Genomic DNA, 17,607 nt, shown 5'->3' with positions numbered 1-17,607 from the left:
GCCGGAAACGCTTCGGGTCGCTCGGTCCAAGTAGAGGTGTAGGGCGAGCGACGAAGGGAGCGAGGCCTGTGCGCCTCAACGAGGACCCCGAGGCCTTTGAGGCCTTTTATCGCCGCCATGTCGATGGCGTCATGCGGTTCGTCGTACGCCGGGTGAGCGATGCTCATCTGGCCGCCGACCTGACTGCCGACATCTTCCTGGCGGTCTTGGACTCCGGGCACACCTACCGTCCCGGCCGAGGCAGCGAGACCGGTTGGTTGTACGGCGTGGCGCGCAACGTCGTGTCCGCCCAGTATCGACGCACGGCCCGCGAGGCGAAGGCGACCAGCCGCGTCGCGGGCCGGCGAATGATGGACGACCACGACCTCGACCGCATGGAGGAGCGGATCGACGCCGAGCGCCAGATGCGGCGCGCGCTGGCGGCCATGGGCGATCTGCCCGAGGGCGAGCGGGCCGTGCTGGAGCTCGTGGCGATCGATCAGCTCACCGTCAAGGAGGCCGCCGTGGCCTTGGGCATCAACGGGGTGACCGCCCGAGTCCGCCTGCATCGGGCCAGACGCGCCCTGGAAGACATCGCTTCGCCGTCGGCTGTGTACGTGGAGGGACAGGCATGAACAACTTCGAGGAGCGTCTGCTCACCGCACTCAAGGACGACATCGCCGCCAGGAGGGCGGCCCCGGTCGTCCAGCCACCGGCGCGACACGACAGGACCCGTCGTGTCGTGGGACTGGCCACCGCGGTGGCGGGAGTCACAGCGGCCACCTTGGTGGCCATGAACGTGTATGGCGGAGCCGCCACCCCGGCCTTCGCCGTGACCAGGAACGCGGACGGATCGGTCGAGGTGCGGATCAGCGAGTTCCGCGACCCCGGTGAGCTGACGGCCAAGCTGGCCGCGGCGGGGGTGACGGCGGCGGTCGACTACCTGCCGGCGGACCAGACCTGCAAGAAGCCCCGAGGCGGGCACAGGACCGGCGACGGGCGGGCCGAGAACAGCTTCATGGTCGGGACGGACGGCACGGGGATGGCGTTCCGGATCGACAAGGGGCAGGCAGGCGCCGGCCAGACGCTGGTCCTGGAGGTCTCGGTCGACCAGGCGGACAAGCCACCCACCGCGGTCTCGTTGGAGGTGGTCAAGGGAGCGGTGGCCCCCTGCGAGGCGACCGCGCTGAACCTTCCGCCGACCACTGACTCGACCGGCGACGGCCCGTCCACCAGTGAGAAGACGGACGACTCCCCCGGCACCACTGAGAAGACGGACAGCACCGTCGGCGGAGGCTGAGGCCCGCCGGGGCGTCAGCCTTCGCGGAAGGCGGCTTGTCATCCGGGCGGCCCGACGCTCGTCACGGTCGTCAGTCCCGCTCGACGACAGGACTTGCGCATGCCGCCCGGCCACGCCGCCGAGGGCCTGCGAACCGCCGTCGAGCTGCGGCGGCGACGACCGTCGCGGGTCATGCCTCGGATTCGAGGCCAAGTGACCGGACGAGCTGGGCCAGTTCTTCTTGGAAGAGCTTGTCGGGACTGATCGTCTGGGTGCGCAGGTGTCCGTAGATCTCCAGTGACACCAGGCCGTGCAGGTGGCCCCAGATGCGCAGCGCGAGTGCCACGCCGGCCGGCGGCAGGGTGGGGAATGCCGGGCGGACTTTACCGAGAAGCCCGCCGTCGAAGTCGGACCATTGGAAGTCGCTGTGCGCGTAAAGGCGTTGGGCGTGCGGCCAGGCGGCATCCGCCAGGGCGGCGATGCCCGTACAGACCCTATGCGCGGCGTCCGGGGCGGCGCCGCCCTCGGGAGCTTGATAGCCGGGCACGGGGTCGCCATAGATGAGGCGAAATCCCTCGGGATTGGCCAGAGCCCAGTCCCGGAAGGCGCGCGCCCACGTCTGGATGCGAGTGGCCGGACGCGCGGCCGGGGCCTTGGCCCATGCGGCGTCCACGGCGTCGGCCAGCGCGGTGTAGACCTCGTTGATCAGCGTCGTGACCAGATCGTCGCGGGTGGCGAAGTAGCCGTAGATCGCATTGGCGGTCATGCCCATCTCACGGGCGATGGCCCGCAATGTGATCGCGTCGGGTCCGCCCGAGGCCATCAGCCTGAGCGCGACCTGCTGAATCTCCGCCGTCGTCTCGACCCGCAGCCGTTCGCGGCGTCCTCCCGTGCTTCCCACAGCGGCCACTCTACAGCGTCACTAGACTGCTTGCCGTATAAAAACTTCACGCCGTATAGTCTCGTCGCGTCTGACAGCGAAACACGCGTCTGACAGCGAACACATAGGGAGACCCATGCGCATCGGCATCATCGGAGCCACGGGCGGCATCGGAAGCCGCGTCGTCACCGAAGCCCTCCACAGGGGGCATCACGTCACAGCGTTCAGCCGCGACGCCACCCGGATCAGCGAAGAGCGCGAGAACATCGTCTGGAAGAGCGTCGACGTCCTCGATGCCGGAAGCATCGCCGCGATCCTGCCCGGTCTGGACGTCCTGATCAGCGGCTTCCAGCCTGGCAACGCCGCCGACGACTTCGCCGACACCGTGTCGCGTTCGATCGCCGATCCCACGGTTTACGCCACCGCCGCCCGAGCGCTGCTCAAGGCGCTGGAGAGTCACCCCCGAACCCGGCTGATCGTGATCGGCGGCGCCGGCAGCCTGGAGATCGAGCCTGGCCTCGTACGAGCCGACTCTGACGAACTCCTGCACGAGACCCTCGATCAGATCGGACTGCCGAGGGAGTACGCCGCCGCCGTACGCGGGCATCGGGACGCCCTGAACGTCCTGCGCACGTCCAACCGGCTCTGGACCTACTTCAGCCCGGCCGAGGACATCGCTCCCGGCCAGCGCACCGGCCGCTTCCGGATCGGTGGCGACCAACCGGTCCTCGACGCCGACGGACGCAGCCGAATCTCCTCGGAGGACGCCGCCGTCGCCATCGTCGACGAGGTTGAACTGCCGCGCTTCGTCCAGCGGCGCTTCACCATCGGCTATTGAACCGGCCAGCCCCACCTTTCATGCTCACGGAATCGCGGAGCCTCGGCTCCTCAGGCGGTTCGTCACACAACCGTCTCAATCCCTGTGACGGTCCGTAGCGGTTGAGGTCCCCATGGAGGGATACCCCCTCCGGGGGTGAAGTAGAAGCAGGTCCGTGGTGGCCTGAGTCCCTACGAGGGGACCCCCTCCGGGGGTAAGACCTGTCGCGTCCGGGAATCCCTTTGGATACGCTCTGCGATGTCGGATCGGTGAGAAGATCGAGGGTGCTCCGAATACCAAAAGCAGTGCTCGAAAGATTACCGGACCCGCTGCACGCCCTTACGCTGAAGCACCGCGAGCTCCTGAAGTTCGCGATAGTGGGTGGCACAGCGTTCTTGGTGGACAACACGGTGTTCTACGGGCTGAAGCTCACCATTCTGGAACCGAAGCCGGTGACGGCGAAGATCATCGCGGTGCTCGTGGCGACGATCGTGTCCTACGTGTTGAACCGCGAATGGTCGTTCCGGACCAGGGGCGGCCGCGAGCGCCGTCACGAGGCGGCGCTGTTCTTCCTGGTCAGTGGCGTCGGTCTGGTGCTCAGCTCCGCGCCGCTCTGGATCTCCCGGTACGCGTTTCACCTGGAGACCCCGGATGTGAGCCTGGTGACCCAGGAGATCGCCGACTTCATGAGCGCGCAGATCATCGGCACGCTGATCGCCATGGTCTTCCGCTTCTGGGCGTTCCGGAAGTGGGTCTTCCCCGACGAGAAGGCCCAGCCCGGCAGCATGCGACTGGCGCCCACTCCCGATCCCACGGACGAGGCGGCATGACCGCCCGGCAAGCCCGAGGCTAGTGCTGGGCCATGTCGACAAAGCGGCTGTAGTGGCCCTGGAAGGCCACCGTGACGGTCGCCGTGGGGCCGTTTCGGTGCTTCGCTACGATCAGGTCGGCCTCGCCCGCCCGCGGCGACTCCCGTTCGTAGGCGTCCTCGCGGTGCAGCAGGATGACCATGTCCGCGTCCTGCTCGATGGAGTTCTTCAGGTGGATGCCGTTGGCGAGGAAGTTATGCGTCCCCATCACAGTCGCGTCGTAGACTTCCAGCTCGCCCAGGCTCTCAACCGAGGTGATCTCATCCCAGAACACATCGTTGGTCGCGAGCATCTCCAGGTCCGCATGCTCCAGCACGCCCGCGATCTTCCCTAGGCGTTGCCCAGAAGGCCGGATGACCTTCAGGCTCGGCTGGTCGATCATCACCTCGCGGACTCGCGTCCAGACTTCCGAGGGAATCGTGTCCAAGCGGTCGGCCGGTTTCGTCCTTTCCAGATGGGCGAGAGCGCTGGCCGCCACCGCATCGTGGACACCGATCTTCCTGAGGAATCGCGACTGATCATCGACGTCGGCGACATCGAGCGTCCATTGCGGACGGCCAGGGGTGTTTCCTGCCGACCGCAGCCGCGATTTGATGTCGAAACGCAAGAGCAGGAGTTGCAGGTCGCGCGCCAAACGTTGGCTGGCCGTCGCGTAAGAGATCCTGGCGTCAGTGATGGATCCGTCGGCTGCCCATAGATGCCCGAGGAGAAGGGCCAGCTGCGCTTTCGGCAGGCTGAAGACCCCTGATGGCATGGATTTTTCCGCCTGCGTCGCTGAGGAATCGTCGCCGAGCTGATGTGCGAGCCGGACCAGGTCGCCCTCAGCCCAGGGCACCACGTTCAAGGGGGCAGGCAGATGCCTGGGGACGGCCACTCTGACGCCTTCGCCTATGTCCCCGAGGGCGCGCCAGCCGTCGTAGGTGAGGAAGGGATGATTGGCCGTCGCGTCCACTTCGCGACCTGAGGCCAGCCGTACCCGGAAGACTTCCTTTGTCCCGCTGGGGAACGCGTGCGTCATCGTCCTCGGCACCAGCTTCAGGCGCTCGTCGAGCGACCACACCGGGATGTCACGCGCTCCCGATTCGAGGAGCTCTCCCAGGGTGATCTCCACACCCGTATCCGCCCGCAAAAGGCGGGTCCCAGCGGTCAGGCAGCCGGACTCGCGCAGGTCGCTGACCGCGGGCCGCTTGTCCGTGCGCTGCTCGGGGCCTCGGTTGAGCTGGGAGATCGCGATGACCGGCACCTCCAGCTCCTTGGCCAGCAGCTTGATCGCACGGGAGATCTCCGAGACCTCGTTCTGGCGGCTCTCGGTCTTCTTCGGCGAGCTCATCAGCTGGAGGTAGTCGATGACCACGAAGCGCAGGTCATTGCGTTGCTTCAGGCGCCGGCACTTGGCCCGGATCTCCATCATCGACATGTTGGGCGAGTCGTCGATGAACAGTGGCGCCTCGGCCACCTCGCTCATCCGCCGGGCCAGTCTGGTCCAGTCGTCGTCGCCCATGCTGCCCGAGCGCATGCTGTGCAGCGCCACCCGCGCCTCGGCCGACAACAGACGCATCGTGATCTCGTTGCGCGACATTTCCAGCGAGAAGATGACGGTGGTCATCCCATGCTTGATCGCCGCGGAGCGGGCGAAGTCGAGCCCCAAGGTGCTGTTGTGGGTGGGGACGCACGTCCTGCCCGCCAGGTAGAGGTGGTCGGCGTTGTCCACCTCGACGCAGCGGACCGGCTGCGAGGGGACCGGGCGTACGTCCACGATGGAGCGGTCCTCAGTGGTGAAGTCGAGCGAGTAGCCCTGGTCGGCGTGCATGGTGGTGGCGTTGTAACCGAGACTCAGGACGAGCTCGCGCACGTCATGAGCGAGCCGCCGACTCGCCACGGCGGCCCCGAACAGGATCCGCCCCTTTTCCCCGACGAAGCCGTCCGAGGCGAGCAGGCCGGCCAGCAGGTCGCGTCGCTGTCCCTCTGAGGCGCGCAGGTAGGGCGAGGGGATGTGCTTGTCCGGATCGGCGCTGCTCAGGTCACCGAGGCGGACACCGAGCTCGTACGGCGACACGGGAAGCTCCCGCTCGTCGAGCGCGAACGGCGCCGACACCGCGACCGCGTGGGCCGCCCCGCCCTCAGCCTTGAAGATCTCCTCCGTGGTCAGCACGCCGTGCGCCGTCCGCCACTGGTGCCCGGCGTCCGCGACGATCACCGTGCCGTCGCTGAACTCCACCTCGTAGCACGGCCTGCCATGCATGACCTCGGTGGCCGCGATCACCCGCGTCGGCCTGCCGTCGGCCCCGAGGAGCCACTCACCGACCGCGACCTCGCCCATGGTCGTCCAGCCCGCTGGGGTGGGCAGCGGCGTGTCGAGCGCCAGCGCCTTGCCGATGGCCGGGCGGGCGGCGACGACGATCATCTGGCCCGGGTGCAGGCCGTTGGTGAGCTGGTCGAGGTCCTGGAAGCCGGTCGGCACGCCGACCATCTGGCCGCTGCGGCTGCCGATGGCCTCCAGCTCGTCGAGGGCGCCCGGCATGATGTCGGCCAGTGGCGCGTAGTCCTCGGACGTGCGTCGCTCGGTGACCTTGTAGATCTCCGCCTGCGCGCGGTCGACCAGGTCGTCGACCTCTTCGTTCTGGCCGCCGTAGCCGAAGGAGACGATGCGCGTGCCGGCCTCGATGAGGCGGCGGAGGATGGCCTGCTCGCGGACGATCTTCGCGTAGTAGCCGGCGTTGGCCGCGGTGGGGACGACGGCCGTCAGCGTGTGGAGGTAGGCGGCACCTCCGACGCGGGCCATCTCGCCGCGCTTCTGCAGGTCGTCGAAGACCGTGACGGCGTCGGCGGGCTCGCCGCGGCCGTAGAGATCGGTGATGACGTCATAGATCATCTGATGGGCGGGCCGGTAGAAGTCGTCGGAGCGGATGAGCTCCACCACGTCCGCGATCGCGTCCTTGGACAGCAGCATTCCGCCCAGAACCGACTGCTCCGCCTCGATGTTGCTGGGCGGCGTACGTTCGAACCCCGGGCCTGCGCCGCCCTCTTCGTCAATGCTCACCGCGCCCCCTCAACACCTTGCAGGCGGTCGCACCACCCCCACTTGTAGTCGACCGGTGTGACAGTTTCGCGGGTTCGCGGTGAGACGGCAACGCGGCCTGTGGACAACCCTGTGGTCAAGCTGTGCACTATTCGGCTCAGGGTGTGAAACAACTGTGGACGGAGCTGTGGATAACTCTGTCCACAATCCACAGCATCCCTCTTGACCTGCGGAAACTTTGTCCACCGGCTGTGGAGGAAAGAAAGTTGGCCCGACACGCCGTGTAATGGCCATAATAGGTAAATGCCCATTACGCCGCAGGACAGGGAGATTCTGCGCCTGGCCGTGCCCGCGTTCGGCGCGCTGGTCGCCGAGCCGCTCTTCCTGCTCGCCGACTATGCCATCGTGGGGCACGGGCTGGGCACCACCGCCCTGGGCGCCCTGGGCGTCGCGGGCACGATCCTGGCCACGGTGGTGAACCTCTGTGTCTTCCTCGCATACGGCACGACGGCGTCCGTGGCCCGCCAGAGCGGTGCGGGCCATCATGCCAGGGCGATGCGCAGTGGCGTGGACGGCATCTGGCTCGCGCTGGCCATCGGCGCCGCCCTCATCGCGGTCTGCTGGCCGCTCGCCCCGCCGATCGTCGGGCTGTTCGGGGCGGCCCCGGAGCAGGCCGGGCAGGCTACGACGTACCTGCGCATCTCGCTGCTCGGCGCGCCCGGCATGCTGGTCGTACTGGCCGGGACGGGCGTGCTGCGCGGCCTGCAGGACACGGTCACGCCGCTGACCGTCGCGGTGGGCTCGTTCGCGCTCAACGCGGGGCTGAACGCGTGGTTCGTCCTCGGGCTGCACTGGGGCATCGCGGGCTCGGCCTGGGGCACCGTGCTGGCTCAGACGCTGGGTGCGGCCGTCTACCTCGTCGTGGTGGCCAAGGGCGCGCTGCGGCTCGGCATATCGCTCACGCCTCACCTGGCGGGCGTCAAGCAGGCGGGTACGGCCGGCTTCGCGCTGCTCATCAGGACCCTCTGCCTGCGCGTCGTGCTGATCGCGGCGACCGTGGTGGCCACCAGGATGGGCCAGGCCCAGCTGGCCGCGTACGCCATCGCCACCCAGGTCTGGACCCTGCTGGCCTTCGCCCTGGACGCCATCGCCATCGCCGGCCAGGCCATCACCGGCCGTACGCTCGGCGCCGGAGACGTGGCCGCCACCAGGGCCGCGACCCGGCGCATGGTGCAGTGGGGCCTCTGGTCGGGGTTCGTGCTCGGCGTGCTCGTCGTCGCGGCCCGGCCGCTGCTGCCCGGCCTGTTCGACGCCGATCCACAGGTGACCGAGCAGTTGTTGGCCGTGCTCTGGCCGGTGGCGCTGTTCCAGCCGGTGTGCGGCGTGGTGTTCGTGCTCGACGGAGTGCTGATCGGCGCGGGTGACCAGCGCTACCTCGCGTGGGCGGCCCTGTGGACGACGCTCGCGTACCTGCCGTGTGCCTTTCTCGCCTCCGGATTCGGCATTGTCGCACTCTGGTGCGCGCTCGGGGTGTGGATGATCGCACGTTTGATCACACTGAGACAAAGGGCGCTCGGTACGGCATGGCTGGTGACCGGGGCGTAATCGTCCCGTGCTTGCTGTTACGCGTGTGGTGCGGCACTGTGGGCGGGTTCCCTGAGCGGGGTGTGCCTTTGTCCACGATCCTCCGGCGGCTGCCGCCCGAAGCGGCGACCGGGTTACGCACAGGCGCGCGCCACAGCCTCTCCGAGCTCTACCGGCCCGCCGATCTGGTCGTGCTCGGGCTCGGCGTGATGATCGGCGCGGGCATCTTCAGCATCGCCGGGCAGCAGGCCGCGACCATGGCCGGCCCCGGGGTGATCCTGTCGTTCATGATCGCCGGGATCGCCTGCCTGCTGGCCTGCCTGTGTTACGCCGAGCTGTCCTCCACGATGCCGACCTCGGGCAGCGCCTACACCTTCACCTACGTCATCTTCGGCGAGGTATGGGCGTGGATCATCGGCTGGGCGCTGATCCTGGAGCTGGAACTGGCCGTCGCCGTGGTGGCCAGGGCGTGGGCGCTGATCACCGTCCGGGCGATCACCGGGTTCGGGGTGCGCCTGCCGTACCAGAACGTGGTCGAGGACGTGTTCGTCCTGTTCATCCTGGTGGTGCTGACGAGCGTCGTGGCGCTCAACGCGCGGGTCGGGCTGCGGGCGCTGTGGGTGATGGTGGCGGCCAAGCTGCTGGCCATCGGTGCGGTCATCGTCGTCGGGGCGCGGTACGTCAAAGTGGCCAACTTCGGCGACCTCTACACCGAGCCGAAGCCCACCACCAGCCCAGCGGCGACCGTGCTCGACGTGGTCGTGGGGCAGAGTCACGCGTTCGGCTGGTTCGGGGTGTTCGCGGCGGCGTCGGCCATCGCGTTCGCGTACATCGGCTTCGACGTCGTCGCCACCGCCGCCGAGGAGACCGTGAACGCCTCCAGGGCCATCCCCAAGGGCATGATCCGCAGCCTGGTGATCGCCACGGTCATCTACCTCGCGGTGGCCGTGGTCATGGTCGGCATGATCCCCTACACCGGCATCTCCCCCGACTCGCCGCTGTCCAGCGCGTTCCGCGTCGTGGGTGTCGACTGGATGGCGCACGTCATCGACATCGGCGCGGTGCTCGGGCTGACCACGGTCATCCTGGTGCTGATCGTGGGGCAGACGCGCGTACTGTTCTCGATCGCCCGCGACGGCCTGATGCCGCGCCGTCTGGCCACGATCAGCCGCAAATATCACACCCCCACGCGGGTCACGCTGCTCATCGGAGTGATCGCGATCCTGCTGGCCGAGCTCGTGCCGGTGTTCACGCTGCAGCAGCTGGTGGTGATCGGGACGCTGTTCGCGTTCATGTTCGTCGCGGCGGGCGTGATCGTCATGCGGCGCCGGATGCCGCACCTCGACCGCGGCTTCCGCGTCCCGCTCTCGCCGCTGCTGCCCGCGCTGTCCCTGGTGGCGACGCTCTGGCTGATGGTGAATCTGCAGGTGCTCACCTGGGCGTGGTTCGTCCTGTGGATGGCTTTCGGGCTGCTCGTCTATCTTGTGTACGGTCGGCGCCACAGCCTGCTGGCCCAGCCCGAGCTGCCTCCCCTGAACCACGCCAGAGGGCGCCATCGGCGTTAAGCCCGGGGTGGTTTGTCACGACCGTCTCAATCACTGTGACGGTCCGTGGTAGCTGGTGTCCTTCGGGAGGGATACCCCCTTCGGGGGGCGAATGAAATCGGTCCGTAGTGGCTGAGGTCCCCAGGAAGGGACCCCCTCCAGGGGGCGAATGAAAACGGTCCGTAGTGGCTGAGGTCCCCAGGAAGGGACCCCCTCCAGGGGAGCGGGAGGAAGACGGTCCTCCGTGGCTAGGGCCCCAAGGGGACACCCCCTCCGTGGGAGCGGACGAAACGGTCCCACGTGGCCGAGGCCCCCAGGACGGTCCCACGTGGCCGAGGCCCCCAGGAAGGAACCCCCTCCAGGGGAGCGGGAGGAAGACGGTCCTCCGTGGCTAGGGCCCCAAGAGGGGACGTCCCTTCCGGCGGAGGACGAAAACGGGTCATCGTGGTTGAGGCTCCCAGGAAGGGCTCCGGGGGACGGACGAAAACGGTCCGTCGTGGCTGAGGTTCTTAGGGAGGGAGCCCCTTGGGGGGAGAAGCGGTCCGTCGTGGTCGGGGTCCCGGGAACTTCGGGGAAGCGGATACCCGGTGAACGTTCGTGGGGGCCCGCTAGAGCCGTCCGGAGTCCAGTACGGCTCTCAGGAAGTCTCTCGTACGGGCGTGCTCCGGATCGGTGAAGATCATCTCAGGTGGGCCCTTCTCCAGCATGACCCCGCCTTCCAGGAAGCACACCGTGTCGGAGATGTCGCGGCAGAAGCCCATCTCGTGCGTCGCCAGGATCATCGTCATGCCCGAGTCCTTGAGCTCCCTGATGACCTGGAGCACCTCCACGACCAGCACCGGGTCGAGCGCCGAGGTGACCTCGTCGAGCAGCATCAGCCGTGGCTTGGTGGCCAGCGCGCGGACGATGGCCACCCGCTGCTGCTGGCCGCCGGAGAGCTGGTCGGGGTAGGAGCGGGCCTTGTCCGCCAGCCCGAACCTGCCCAGCAGCTCGCCCGCCTGCTCCTCCGCCTCGGCCTTGGCCACCCCGTGCACCCGCCGGGGCGCGAGCGTGATGTTGTCGAGCACCGTCATGTGCGGGAACAGGTTGAACGCCTGGAACACGATGCCCAGCCGCCTGCGTACGTCGTCGACGTTCGCCCGAGGATCGGTGATCTCCTGCCCGTCGAGGTGGATGACGCCGTCGTCGACGGTTTCCAGCAGGTTGACGCAGCGCAGCAGCGTGGACTTGCCCGACCCTGACGCGCCGATCAGGCTGACGACCTCGTGCGGGCGTACCTCCAGGTCGATGCCGCGCAGGACGCTGTGGCCGCGGAAGTTCTTCCACACCCCGTCGATGGTCAGCAGGCTCATCCGCGCCTCCTTCTCGTACGGGCGGCCAGGTGGTCGGTGAAGCGGGCCATCGGGATCGTGAGCAGGATGAACAGCAGCGACGCCACCAGGTAAGGCGTGTAGTTGAACTTGCTGGCCGCGATGATCTGCGCCTGCCTCAGCGCCTCCAGCGGCCCGATGGTGGCCACCAGCGCCGTGTCCTTCTGCAGGGAGATGAAGTCGTTGAGCAGCGGCGGGACGACCCGGCGAGTGGCCTGCGGGAGCACGACGAAGCGCATCGCCTTGGCGTGGCTCAGACCGAGCGAGCGGGCCGCCGCCACCTGGCTGGGATGGACCGACTCGATGCCCGCCCGGAACACCTCGGCCACGTACGCGCCGTACGAGAGCGTCAGGCCGATGATGCCGAGCGTGGCCAGATCCGTCGGAATGCCCTGCAGCCTGAGCGCGGGCAACCCGAAGCCGACCAGGTAGATGACCAGGATCGTCGGCACGCCGCGGAAGATGTCGGTGTAGAGCGTGGCCAGCGCCCGGATCGGGAAGAAGGCGGGCGCGGTAACCGTGCTGGCCAGGGCCACCAGCACGCCGACGAGCAGGATCAGCGGCTCCGCGATCAGGAAGATCTTGATGTTGAGCAGGAACCCGGTCAGGACCTCCGGCAGCGCCTTGACGAACCATTCCGGATTGAAGAACGACTCCCGCACCCGCGGCCAGCCGGGCGAGTGGGTGACCACCACCACCGCCAGGACGAGGAAGACGATCGTCGAGGCCCCGGCGATGGACGTCGAGCGCCGGGCCCGCGACCTGCGGACCCGCTCGCGTTCGAGCTGCCGCTCGCTCTTGACCCAGACCACAGCGCTCTCACTCACTGAAGGCTCACCCGCTGAAGGCTCGCTCACAGAAGGCTCGCTCACTTCAGCTCGGGCGCGCCCGCGGCCGCGCTGAGCCACTGCTGCTCGATCTTGGTCAGCTCGCCCTTGGACTTCAGCGCGTCGACGGCCTTGTCGACGCACGGCTTGAGCGCGCTGCCCTTCTCCATGACCAGGCCGAACTCCTCGGGCGTGCCGCCGGTCGAGCTGAACTGGCCGACGATCTTCGACTTCTCGACCTGCGCGGCCGTCACATAGAAGGCCGTGGGCAGGTCCACGACGATCGCGTCGACCTGCTTGTTCTTCAGCGCGTTGACGGCGTCGATCTGATCGGTGTAGACGTTGGGCTCGGCACCGGGCTTGATGACCTCCTTGACCGCGTTGAGGGAGGTAGTGCCGACCTGTACGCCTATCTTGGCGTCCTTGAGCTCGGCCAGGCTCTTCGCGCCGGCGAACTTGCCGTCCCCCATGGCCACGATGGCCTGCTTGACCGTGTAGTAGCCGTGGCTGAAGTCGACCGCCTTGGCCCGGTCCGGGGTGATCGAGACCTCGTTGATGTCGAAGTCGAACTGCTTGGCACCCGGTGCGAAGGCCGAGTCGAACTTGACCGTGCTCCACTGCACCTCGGTGCGGTCGAAGCCGAGCTCGCCCGCGACGGCGAACGCGACCGCGCTCTCGAAGCCCTGGCCGTTGCTCGGGTCGTCGTCCTTGAACCACGGCTCGAAGGCGGGCTTGTCGGTGGCGATCGTCAGTTTGCCCGCGTTGACGAGCTTGAGCTGGTCCTTGGTGCACGCGGTGGACGCCGTGGGGCTGAGCGGGGCGGCGCTCGGCGGAGTGTCGGCGGGGGCGCAGGCGACGGCCGCCGCCGCAAGCACGCCAAGGGCCAGCAGCATCGAGGGTCGGGCCATGGCTGGGGCCTCCAGGGAAGGGGCGCGGGAAGAACGAGCAAATCTTACGCTGCGGGTTGGTGCACCATGTCCCCCACCTGCACCCATACCGGCCATAGAGACAGCGCTGCCCCCTCTCGCAGGCGAGAGGGGGCAGCGGCGAGGCTGAGAGTCGTCAGCCGGCGACGACCTCGACGTCGACCGACGCCGAGACCTCGGGGTGCAGCTTGACGCTGACCTTGTGCGAGCCGACGCTCTTGATCGGGTTGACGATCTCGATGCGACGGCGGTCGAGGATGGGACCGCCGGCGGCCTTGACGGCCTCGGCGACGTCACCCGTGGTGATCGACCCGAACAGGCGACCGGAGTCGCCCGCGCGGGTGACCAGGCGGACGCGAAGGGCACCGAGCTGGCCGGCGACCTCCTTGGCCGTGCCCAGGTCACGGATCTCGCGAGCGTCACGAGCCTTCTTGATGGACTCGATCTGCTTCTCGGCGCCACGCGTCCAGCGCATGGCGTAGCCGCGCGGGATGAGGAAGTTACGGCCGTAGCCGTCCTTTACCTCGACGATGTCGCCAGGGGTGCCGAGGCCGGAGACCTCGTTGGTGAGGATGAGCTTCATATCGACAGTCCTCCCTAGCGCGCGGTGCTCGTGTAAGGCAGCAGGGCCACCTCACGGGCGTTCTTGATCGCGGTCGCCACGTCACGCTGGTGCTGGGTGCAGTTGCCCGTCACCCGGCGGGCCCGGATCTTGCCGCGGTCGGAGATGAACTTCCGCAGCAGAGCCGTGTCCTTGTAGTCGACGTAGGAGATCTTGTCGTGGCAGAACAGGCAAACCTTCTTCTTGGGCTTGCGCAGTGCCGGCTTTGCCATCGTGGTGCTCCTTTCAGAGCCCCGCCGTCAAGCGGGAATGGACTCGGGCTGGTGAACTGGAATTAGAAAGGCGGTTCGTCGCTGAAGTCGTTGCCGCCGCCGCCGAAACCGCCGGAGCCGCCCTGCTGACCGCCGCCCTGGTAGCCGCCACCGCCGCCGCCGCCGAAACCGCCGCCGCCCTGGGGCGGAGCGGGCGACGCGGAGGCCCACGGGTCGTCGGCCGGGCCGCCGCCGAAGCCGCCGCCACCGCCGCCACCCTGACGGGTGGTGCGGTTGACCTTGGCCGTGGCGTTACGCAGAGACGGGCCGACCTCGTCGACCTCGACCTCGTAGACCGTGCGCTTCTCGCCTTCCTTGGTCTCGTAAGACCGCTGCTTGAGCCGCCCCTGCACGATGACCCGCATGCCACGCTGGAGGCTCTCGGCGGCGTTCTCCGCCGCCTGCCGCCACACGTTGCAGGTCAGAAAGAGGCTTTCGCCGTCTTTCCACTCGTTGGTCTGGCGGTCCATGAACCGCGGAGTGGACGCGATGCGGAATCGAGCCACGGCTTGACCCGTGGGGGTGAAGCGCAGCTCCGGATCGTCGACAAGATTGCCGACGATGGTGATTACGGTGTCGCCTGCTGCCATGGCTTGCGCTCGCCTTCCTGCACGCCTTCGCTTTGGTTACGGCTCAGAGTACGGCTGCCGCCCGACAAAAAGCCGGGCAACGGCTGCTTAGTGCACGTCGGGGCGGAGAACCTTGGTGCGCAGGATGCCCTCGTTGAGGTTCATCTGCCGGTCGAGCTCCTTGACCGTCGCGGGCTCCGCGGACAGGTCGATGACGGCGTAGATGCCTTCCGACTTCTTGTCGATGTCGTAGGCGAGACGGCGACGGCCCCAGACGTCGACCTTCTCCACAGTGCCGCCGTCGTTGCGGACGACGGTGAGGAACTGGTCGAGGGACGGCGCCACAGTGCGCTCATCGAGCGAAGGGTCCAGAATGACCATTACTTCGTAACGACGCATGCGGGACTCCAACCTCCTCTGGACTCTTGCGGTCACGACACTCTGCCGTGACAGGAGGACGCTGACGTCAGGACCCGGACGCCCCTTTCGGCGTCTCAGGCTGATGGATCACCCATCACAACGCAGCTTGACCAGGTTACCAGCCGCTCGCGGATGGGAAGGACCTGTAGGAAACCCATGGGGGTGACATTAGTGCCGCACATCCTGCAACCTCCGGAGACCCAGCGGTTCAGACTCACGCTCAACAGCGACGGGGCGCCGCACCCGATCGAGAACGTCCTGGCCGTCGCCACGCTCGTGTGCGGGCTGGTGGCCTTCATCTCGACGTTCTTCGTCGCCGCCCACCCGATCTCCGCGTGGTTCGGCACGCTCGGATTCGGGATGGGGCTCTACTCGCAGTACGTCTCGGTGACCACGCCCCAGCGCTCGCTGAACATCATCGGGCTGGTGGCGTCGTTCGTCGGCGTGGCGCTCGGCATCGCGCACGGCGGCTTCCTCCCGTAAAGCCGCGAAACGGTCCCGGCCGGGCCGGGACCGTTCGTCTCAGGCTATTTACCGATATGTAGATCCACGCCGAGCAGCACCAGGAACCACAGGAAGACCGCGAGGAGCGCCTCGGCGATGTTCCGGAGGATCCCCGGGGTGATGTAGTGGTAGACCCAGGCCACATAGATGCCGATAAGAACCCAGATTAAGAAGATCAGTGAGCGCCAGCGCCAGCGCGTCATATCGTTCTCCTCGCGTAGGGGGCGCCTGGCGACTTCCCTGAGCCCTCTGCTCCAAACGGATAAGCTCGTGACATGGTGCGCATCGGAGCTCACGTAGGTCAGGACGACCCAGCCGCCCACGCGGCCGCGATCGGGGCCGAGGTGGTGCAGTTCTTCCTGGGCGATCCACAGGGCTACAAGAAGCCCGTGCTGCCGGCCGAGCCGGTCGAGGGCGTCGACATCTACATCCACGCGCCCTACCTGATCAACGTGGCCACCACCAACAACCGCATCAGGATCCCCAGCCGCAAGCTGCTCGCCCAGCACCTGGAGGCGGCGGCCGGGCTCGGCGCCAAGGGCCTGATCGTGCACGGCGGCCATCTGAACAAGAACGAGGACCCGCAGATCGGGTTCGACAACTGGCGCAAGGTGTTCGAGCGCATGGAGTGCCCGATCCCGGTGCTGATCGAGAACACCGCGGGCGGCGACAACGCGATAGCCCGCAGGCTCGACCGCATCGCCCGGCTCTGGGACGCCCTCGACGGCTTCGACGTGGGCTTCTGCCTCGACACCTGCCACGCGCACGCGGGCGGTGAGGAGCTCCTCGACCTGGTCGACCGGGTCAAGGCGATCACCGGCCGCATCGACCTGGTGCACTGCAACGACTCGCGCGACGAGTTCGACTCCGGTGCCGACCGGCACGCCAACCTGGGCAACGGGAAGATCGACCCCGAGCTCATCCTGGCGGTCTGCCGCGCGGCGGCCGCGCCCATCGTGGTGGAGACGCCCGGCGATGGTCAGGCCGACGACATCGCGTTCCTGAGGAAGAACCTCTAGCGAATACACACAGCCTGTGGATAACTTCCCTGGATTACCGAGTCCTGAAAGTGGGTATGGAGATCATCCTGCCCAGGCGCCGCTCAGGAAGCGGACCACATCGAGCAGCATGAGCGGCCCCGCCACCAGGGCGTACACCACCATCACCCATGGATGGCGGGCCACCAGCCGACCGAACGCCACCCACAGCGGGAACCACAGCAGCAGCGAGCGCGGGATCGACAGGTAGTACGCCGAGGTCATGAGCGCCCCCGCCTGTAACCCCGTGTAGACCAGCTCGCTCCACCGGCGCATGACCAGCAGCCAGACGAGCGCGGCCACGGCCACCACCGCACCGGCCAGCTCCATGCGGAAGGCGATCGCGAAGTCACCCGTGCCCATGGCCGACTGCCACGTGGTGCTCCACGCCTGCCACGGCCACACCATCTGCCGTCCCCACCCGGCCTCCTGGGCGTGCTTCCAGGCGAGCCAGTCCCCCGAACGGCTGTAGTGGAAGAAGGAGTACGCCACCAGCGGCAGGAAGGGGACCAGCAGCCACGGCGCCCGCCGGATGGGCTGCCTGCTGGTGAGGAACTCCACGATCAGCGCGACCGCCAGGAACAGCCCGGTGATGCGTACGCAGGAGGCGCCCGCGGCCAGGGCGGCGGCCAGCGGCCAGCGGCCCTGACGGGCGGCCAGCCAGGCGGGGATCGCGAACGCCAGGAACAGCGCCTCGCTGTAGCCGGCGACCAGGAAGACCGCCATCGGGAACAACAGCAGGCCGGCCACCGCGGCCCACCCCGAGCCGCCCTCGAACTCCGTCAGCCTGGCCAGTGCCACCACCGCCACCAGACCGGCGACCAGCGAGACGATCAGCCCGCAGGCCGTCCAGTCCGGCACCACGAGGTGGACCACCCGCATCGCCAGCGGCAGGCCGGGGAAGAACGCGGGCAGCCCGGCGTCCGGCGGCCTGCCGGGATCGCCGTCGTAGCCGTGCTCGGCGATCGTGATGAACAGCCCGGCGTCCCACTTCCGCCACGTGCCCACGTAGTCGTGCAGCGCGACGCCGAGCAGGGTCGCCACCAGCAGCCCGCCGCGCGAGGCGAACCAGAGGAGCGTCGCGTCGCGGTCGGCCGAGCGGGTGATCAT

Annotated in this window: 19 protein-coding genes; 8 read left to right on the top strand and 11 right to left on the bottom strand. The window is 67.9% G+C overall.

The window, feature by feature from the left end; genetic code table 11:
• Positions 1-68 precede the first annotated feature (68 nt).
• On the top strand, positions 69-614 hold the full coding sequence (locus AB0J16_RS04000) for an RNA polymerase sigma factor (RefSeq protein WP_358534406.1): 546 nt from the start codon (positions 69-71) through the stop codon (positions 612-614).
• Positions 611-1,279: a hypothetical protein gene (locus AB0J16_RS03995; protein ID WP_358534404.1), complete on the top strand. Its 669-nt coding sequence runs from the start codon at positions 611-613 to the stop codon at positions 1,277-1,279. The genes AB0J16_RS04000 and AB0J16_RS03995 overlap by 4 nt, the downstream gene beginning before the upstream one ends.
• Before the next feature lie 169 nt (positions 1,280-1,448).
• On the opposite strand, the gene AB0J16_RS03990 is transcribed toward AB0J16_RS03995, so the two are convergent.
• Positions 1,449-2,159: a TetR/AcrR family transcriptional regulator gene (locus AB0J16_RS03990; protein WP_358534402.1), complete on the bottom strand. Its 711-nt coding sequence runs from the start codon at positions 2,157-2,159 to the stop codon at positions 1,449-1,451.
• Positions 2,160-2,274: 115 nt separating this feature from the next.
• On the opposite strand from AB0J16_RS03990, the gene AB0J16_RS03985 reads away from it, so the two are divergent.
• Together AB0J16_RS03985 and AB0J16_RS03980 are read left to right on the top strand one after the other, a co-directional pair.
• The gene (locus AB0J16_RS03985; RefSeq protein ID WP_358534400.1) at positions 2,275-2,976 is read left to right on the top strand and encodes an NAD(P)H-binding protein; all 702 of its coding nucleotides are present in this window, start codon (positions 2,275-2,277) and stop codon (positions 2,974-2,976) included.
• Between the two features lie 284 nt (positions 2,977-3,260).
• On the top strand, positions 3,261-3,785 hold the full coding sequence (locus AB0J16_RS03980) for a GtrA family protein (RefSeq protein ID WP_358534398.1): 525 nt from the start codon (positions 3,261-3,263) through the stop codon (positions 3,783-3,785).
• A gap of 19 nt (positions 3,786-3,804) precedes the next feature.
• Here the strand turns inward: AB0J16_RS03980 and dnaB are convergent, their stop codons facing one another.
• Positions 3,805-6,804: a replicative DNA helicase gene (gene dnaB, locus AB0J16_RS03975; RefSeq protein ID WP_358534834.1), complete on the bottom strand. Its 3,000-nt coding sequence runs from the start codon at positions 6,802-6,804 to the stop codon at positions 3,805-3,807.
• Between the two features lie 342 nt (positions 6,805-7,146).
• Here dnaB and AB0J16_RS03970 point away from each other — a divergent pair, with 342 nt between their 5' ends.
• Together AB0J16_RS03970 and AB0J16_RS03965 are read left to right on the top strand one after the other, a co-directional pair.
• On the top strand, positions 7,147-8,448 hold the full coding sequence (locus tag AB0J16_RS03970) for an MATE family efflux transporter (RefSeq protein WP_358534396.1): 1,302 nt from the start codon (positions 7,147-7,149) through the stop codon (positions 8,446-8,448).
• A 62-nt stretch (positions 8,449-8,510) separates the two neighbouring features.
• Positions 8,511-9,992 carry an amino acid permease gene (locus AB0J16_RS03965; protein WP_358534832.1) on the top strand — a complete coding sequence of 494 codons (1,482 nt, stop codon included), beginning with the start codon at positions 8,511-8,513 and terminating at the stop codon, positions 9,990-9,992.
• Between the two features lie 587 nt (positions 9,993-10,579).
• On the opposite strand, the gene AB0J16_RS03960 is transcribed toward AB0J16_RS03965, so the two are convergent.
• The 7 genes from AB0J16_RS03960 to rpsF form a co-directional block, all read right to left on the bottom strand.
• Positions 10,580-11,323: an amino acid ABC transporter ATP-binding protein gene (locus tag AB0J16_RS03960; RefSeq protein WP_358534394.1), complete on the bottom strand. Its 744-nt coding sequence runs from the start codon at positions 11,321-11,323 to the stop codon at positions 10,580-10,582.
• A complete protein-coding gene (locus tag AB0J16_RS03955) occupies positions 11,320-12,168 on the bottom strand; it encodes an amino acid ABC transporter permease (protein ID WP_358534392.1) in 849 nt (282 codons plus the stop codon). Before AB0J16_RS03955 ends, AB0J16_RS03960 begins: the two co-directional genes overlap by 4 nt.
• 41 nt (positions 12,169-12,209) lie before the next feature.
• Positions 12,210-13,076 carry an ABC transporter substrate-binding protein gene (locus tag AB0J16_RS03950; protein ID WP_358534390.1) on the bottom strand — a complete coding sequence of 289 codons (867 nt, stop codon included), beginning with the start codon at positions 13,074-13,076 and terminating at the stop codon, positions 12,210-12,212.
• Positions 13,077-13,230: 154 nt separating this feature from the next.
• On the bottom strand, positions 13,231-13,677 hold the full coding sequence (gene rplI, locus AB0J16_RS03945; RefSeq protein WP_225300946.1) for a 50S ribosomal protein L9: 447 nt from the start codon (positions 13,675-13,677) through the stop codon (positions 13,231-13,233).
• Positions 13,678-13,691: 14 nt separating this feature from the next.
• Positions 13,692-13,928 (bottom strand): 30S ribosomal protein S18, encoded by a 237-nt coding sequence (rpsR, locus tag AB0J16_RS03940; RefSeq protein ID WP_020543048.1) that lies wholly within the window; start codon positions 13,926-13,928, stop codon positions 13,692-13,694.
• A gap of 62 nt (positions 13,929-13,990) precedes the next feature.
• Positions 13,991-14,557 carry a single-stranded DNA-binding protein gene (locus tag AB0J16_RS03935; RefSeq protein ID WP_358534388.1) on the bottom strand — a complete coding sequence of 189 codons (567 nt, stop codon included), beginning with the start codon at positions 14,555-14,557 and terminating at the stop codon, positions 13,991-13,993.
• A gap of 87 nt (positions 14,558-14,644) precedes the next feature.
• Complete coding sequence (gene rpsF, locus AB0J16_RS03930; RefSeq protein ID WP_026214314.1) at positions 14,645-14,935, bottom strand: 30S ribosomal protein S6; 291 nt, start codon at positions 14,933-14,935, stop codon at positions 14,645-14,647.
• Between the two features lie 177 nt (positions 14,936-15,112).
• On the opposite strand from rpsF, the gene AB0J16_RS03925 reads away from it, so the two are divergent.
• Entirely contained in the window at positions 15,113-15,439 is a 327-nt protein-coding gene (locus AB0J16_RS03925) for a hypothetical protein (RefSeq protein WP_357938121.1), read from the top strand.
• 44 nt (positions 15,440-15,483) lie between these two features.
• Here AB0J16_RS03925 and AB0J16_RS03920 read toward each other — a convergent pair whose 3' ends face one another.
• Entirely contained in the window at positions 15,484-15,663 is a 180-nt protein-coding gene (locus AB0J16_RS03920) for a hypothetical protein (protein WP_225300943.1), read from the bottom strand.
• 72 nt (positions 15,664-15,735) lie between these two features.
• Here AB0J16_RS03920 and AB0J16_RS03915 point away from each other — a divergent pair, with 72 nt between their 5' ends.
• Positions 15,736-16,479 carry a deoxyribonuclease IV gene (locus AB0J16_RS03915; protein WP_357938123.1) on the top strand — a complete coding sequence of 248 codons (744 nt, stop codon included), beginning with the start codon at positions 15,736-15,738 and terminating at the stop codon, positions 16,477-16,479.
• A gap of 63 nt (positions 16,480-16,542) precedes the next feature.
• Here the strand turns inward: AB0J16_RS03915 and AB0J16_RS03910 are convergent, their stop codons facing one another.
• The gene (locus tag AB0J16_RS03910; protein WP_358534386.1) at positions 16,543-17,607 is read right to left on the bottom strand and encodes a mannosyltransferase family protein; all 1,065 of its coding nucleotides are present in this window, start codon (positions 17,605-17,607) and stop codon (positions 16,543-16,545) included.

It is taken from the genome of Nonomuraea sp. NPDC049750 (assembly GCF_040659625.1).
Classification (GTDB): domain Bacteria; phylum Actinomycetota; class Actinomycetes; order Streptosporangiales; family Streptosporangiaceae; genus Nonomuraea.
Note: the sequence above shows the minus strand (reverse complement) of the source record. Positions and strands in the feature narration are given on the sequence as shown.

Bases quoted from the DNA above. Each gene is read 5' to 3' on its own strand.
- AB0J16_RS03995 (WP_358534404.1), top strand. From the start codon at position 611: ATGAACAACTTCGAGGAGCGTCTGCTCACCGCACTCAAGGACGACATC.
- AB0J16_RS03985 (WP_358534400.1), top strand. From the start codon at position 2,275: ATGCGCATCGGCATCATCGGAGCCACGGGCGGCATCGGAAGCCGCGTC.
- AB0J16_RS03970 (WP_358534396.1), top strand. From the start codon at position 7,147: ATGCCCATTACGCCGCAGGACAGGGAGATTCTGCGCCTGGCCGTGCCC.
- AB0J16_RS03960 (WP_358534394.1), bottom strand. From the start codon at position 11,323: ATGAGCCTGCTGACCATCGACGGGGTGTGGAAGAACTTCCGCGGCCAC.
- AB0J16_RS03950 (WP_358534390.1), bottom strand. From the start codon at position 13,076: ATGGCCCGACCCTCGATGCTGCTGGCCCTTGGCGTGCTTGCGGCGGCG.
- rplI (WP_225300946.1), bottom strand. From the start codon at position 13,677: ATGAAGCTCATCCTCACCAACGAGGTCTCCGGCCTCGGCACCCCTGGC.
- rpsR (WP_020543048.1), bottom strand. From the start codon at position 13,928: ATGGCAAAGCCGGCACTGCGCAAGCCCAAGAAGAAGGTTTGCCTGTTC.
- AB0J16_RS03935 (WP_358534388.1), bottom strand. From the start codon at position 14,557: ATGGCAGCAGGCGACACCGTAATCACCATCGTCGGCAATCTTGTCGAC.
- rpsF (WP_026214314.1), bottom strand. From the start codon at position 14,935: ATGCGTCGTTACGAAGTAATGGTCATTCTGGACCCTTCGCTCGATGAG.
- AB0J16_RS03925 (WP_357938121.1), top strand. From the start codon at position 15,113: ATGGGGGTGACATTAGTGCCGCACATCCTGCAACCTCCGGAGACCCAG.
- AB0J16_RS03920 (WP_225300943.1), bottom strand. From the start codon at position 15,663: ATGACGCGCTGGCGCTGGCGCTCACTGATCTTCTTAATCTGGGTTCTT.
- AB0J16_RS03915 (WP_357938123.1), top strand. From the start codon at position 15,736: ATGGTGCGCATCGGAGCTCACGTAGGTCAGGACGACCCAGCCGCCCAC.
- AB0J16_RS03910 (WP_358534386.1), bottom strand. From the start codon at position 17,607: ATGATCACCCGCTCGGCCGACCGCGACGCGACGCTCCTCTGGTTCGCC.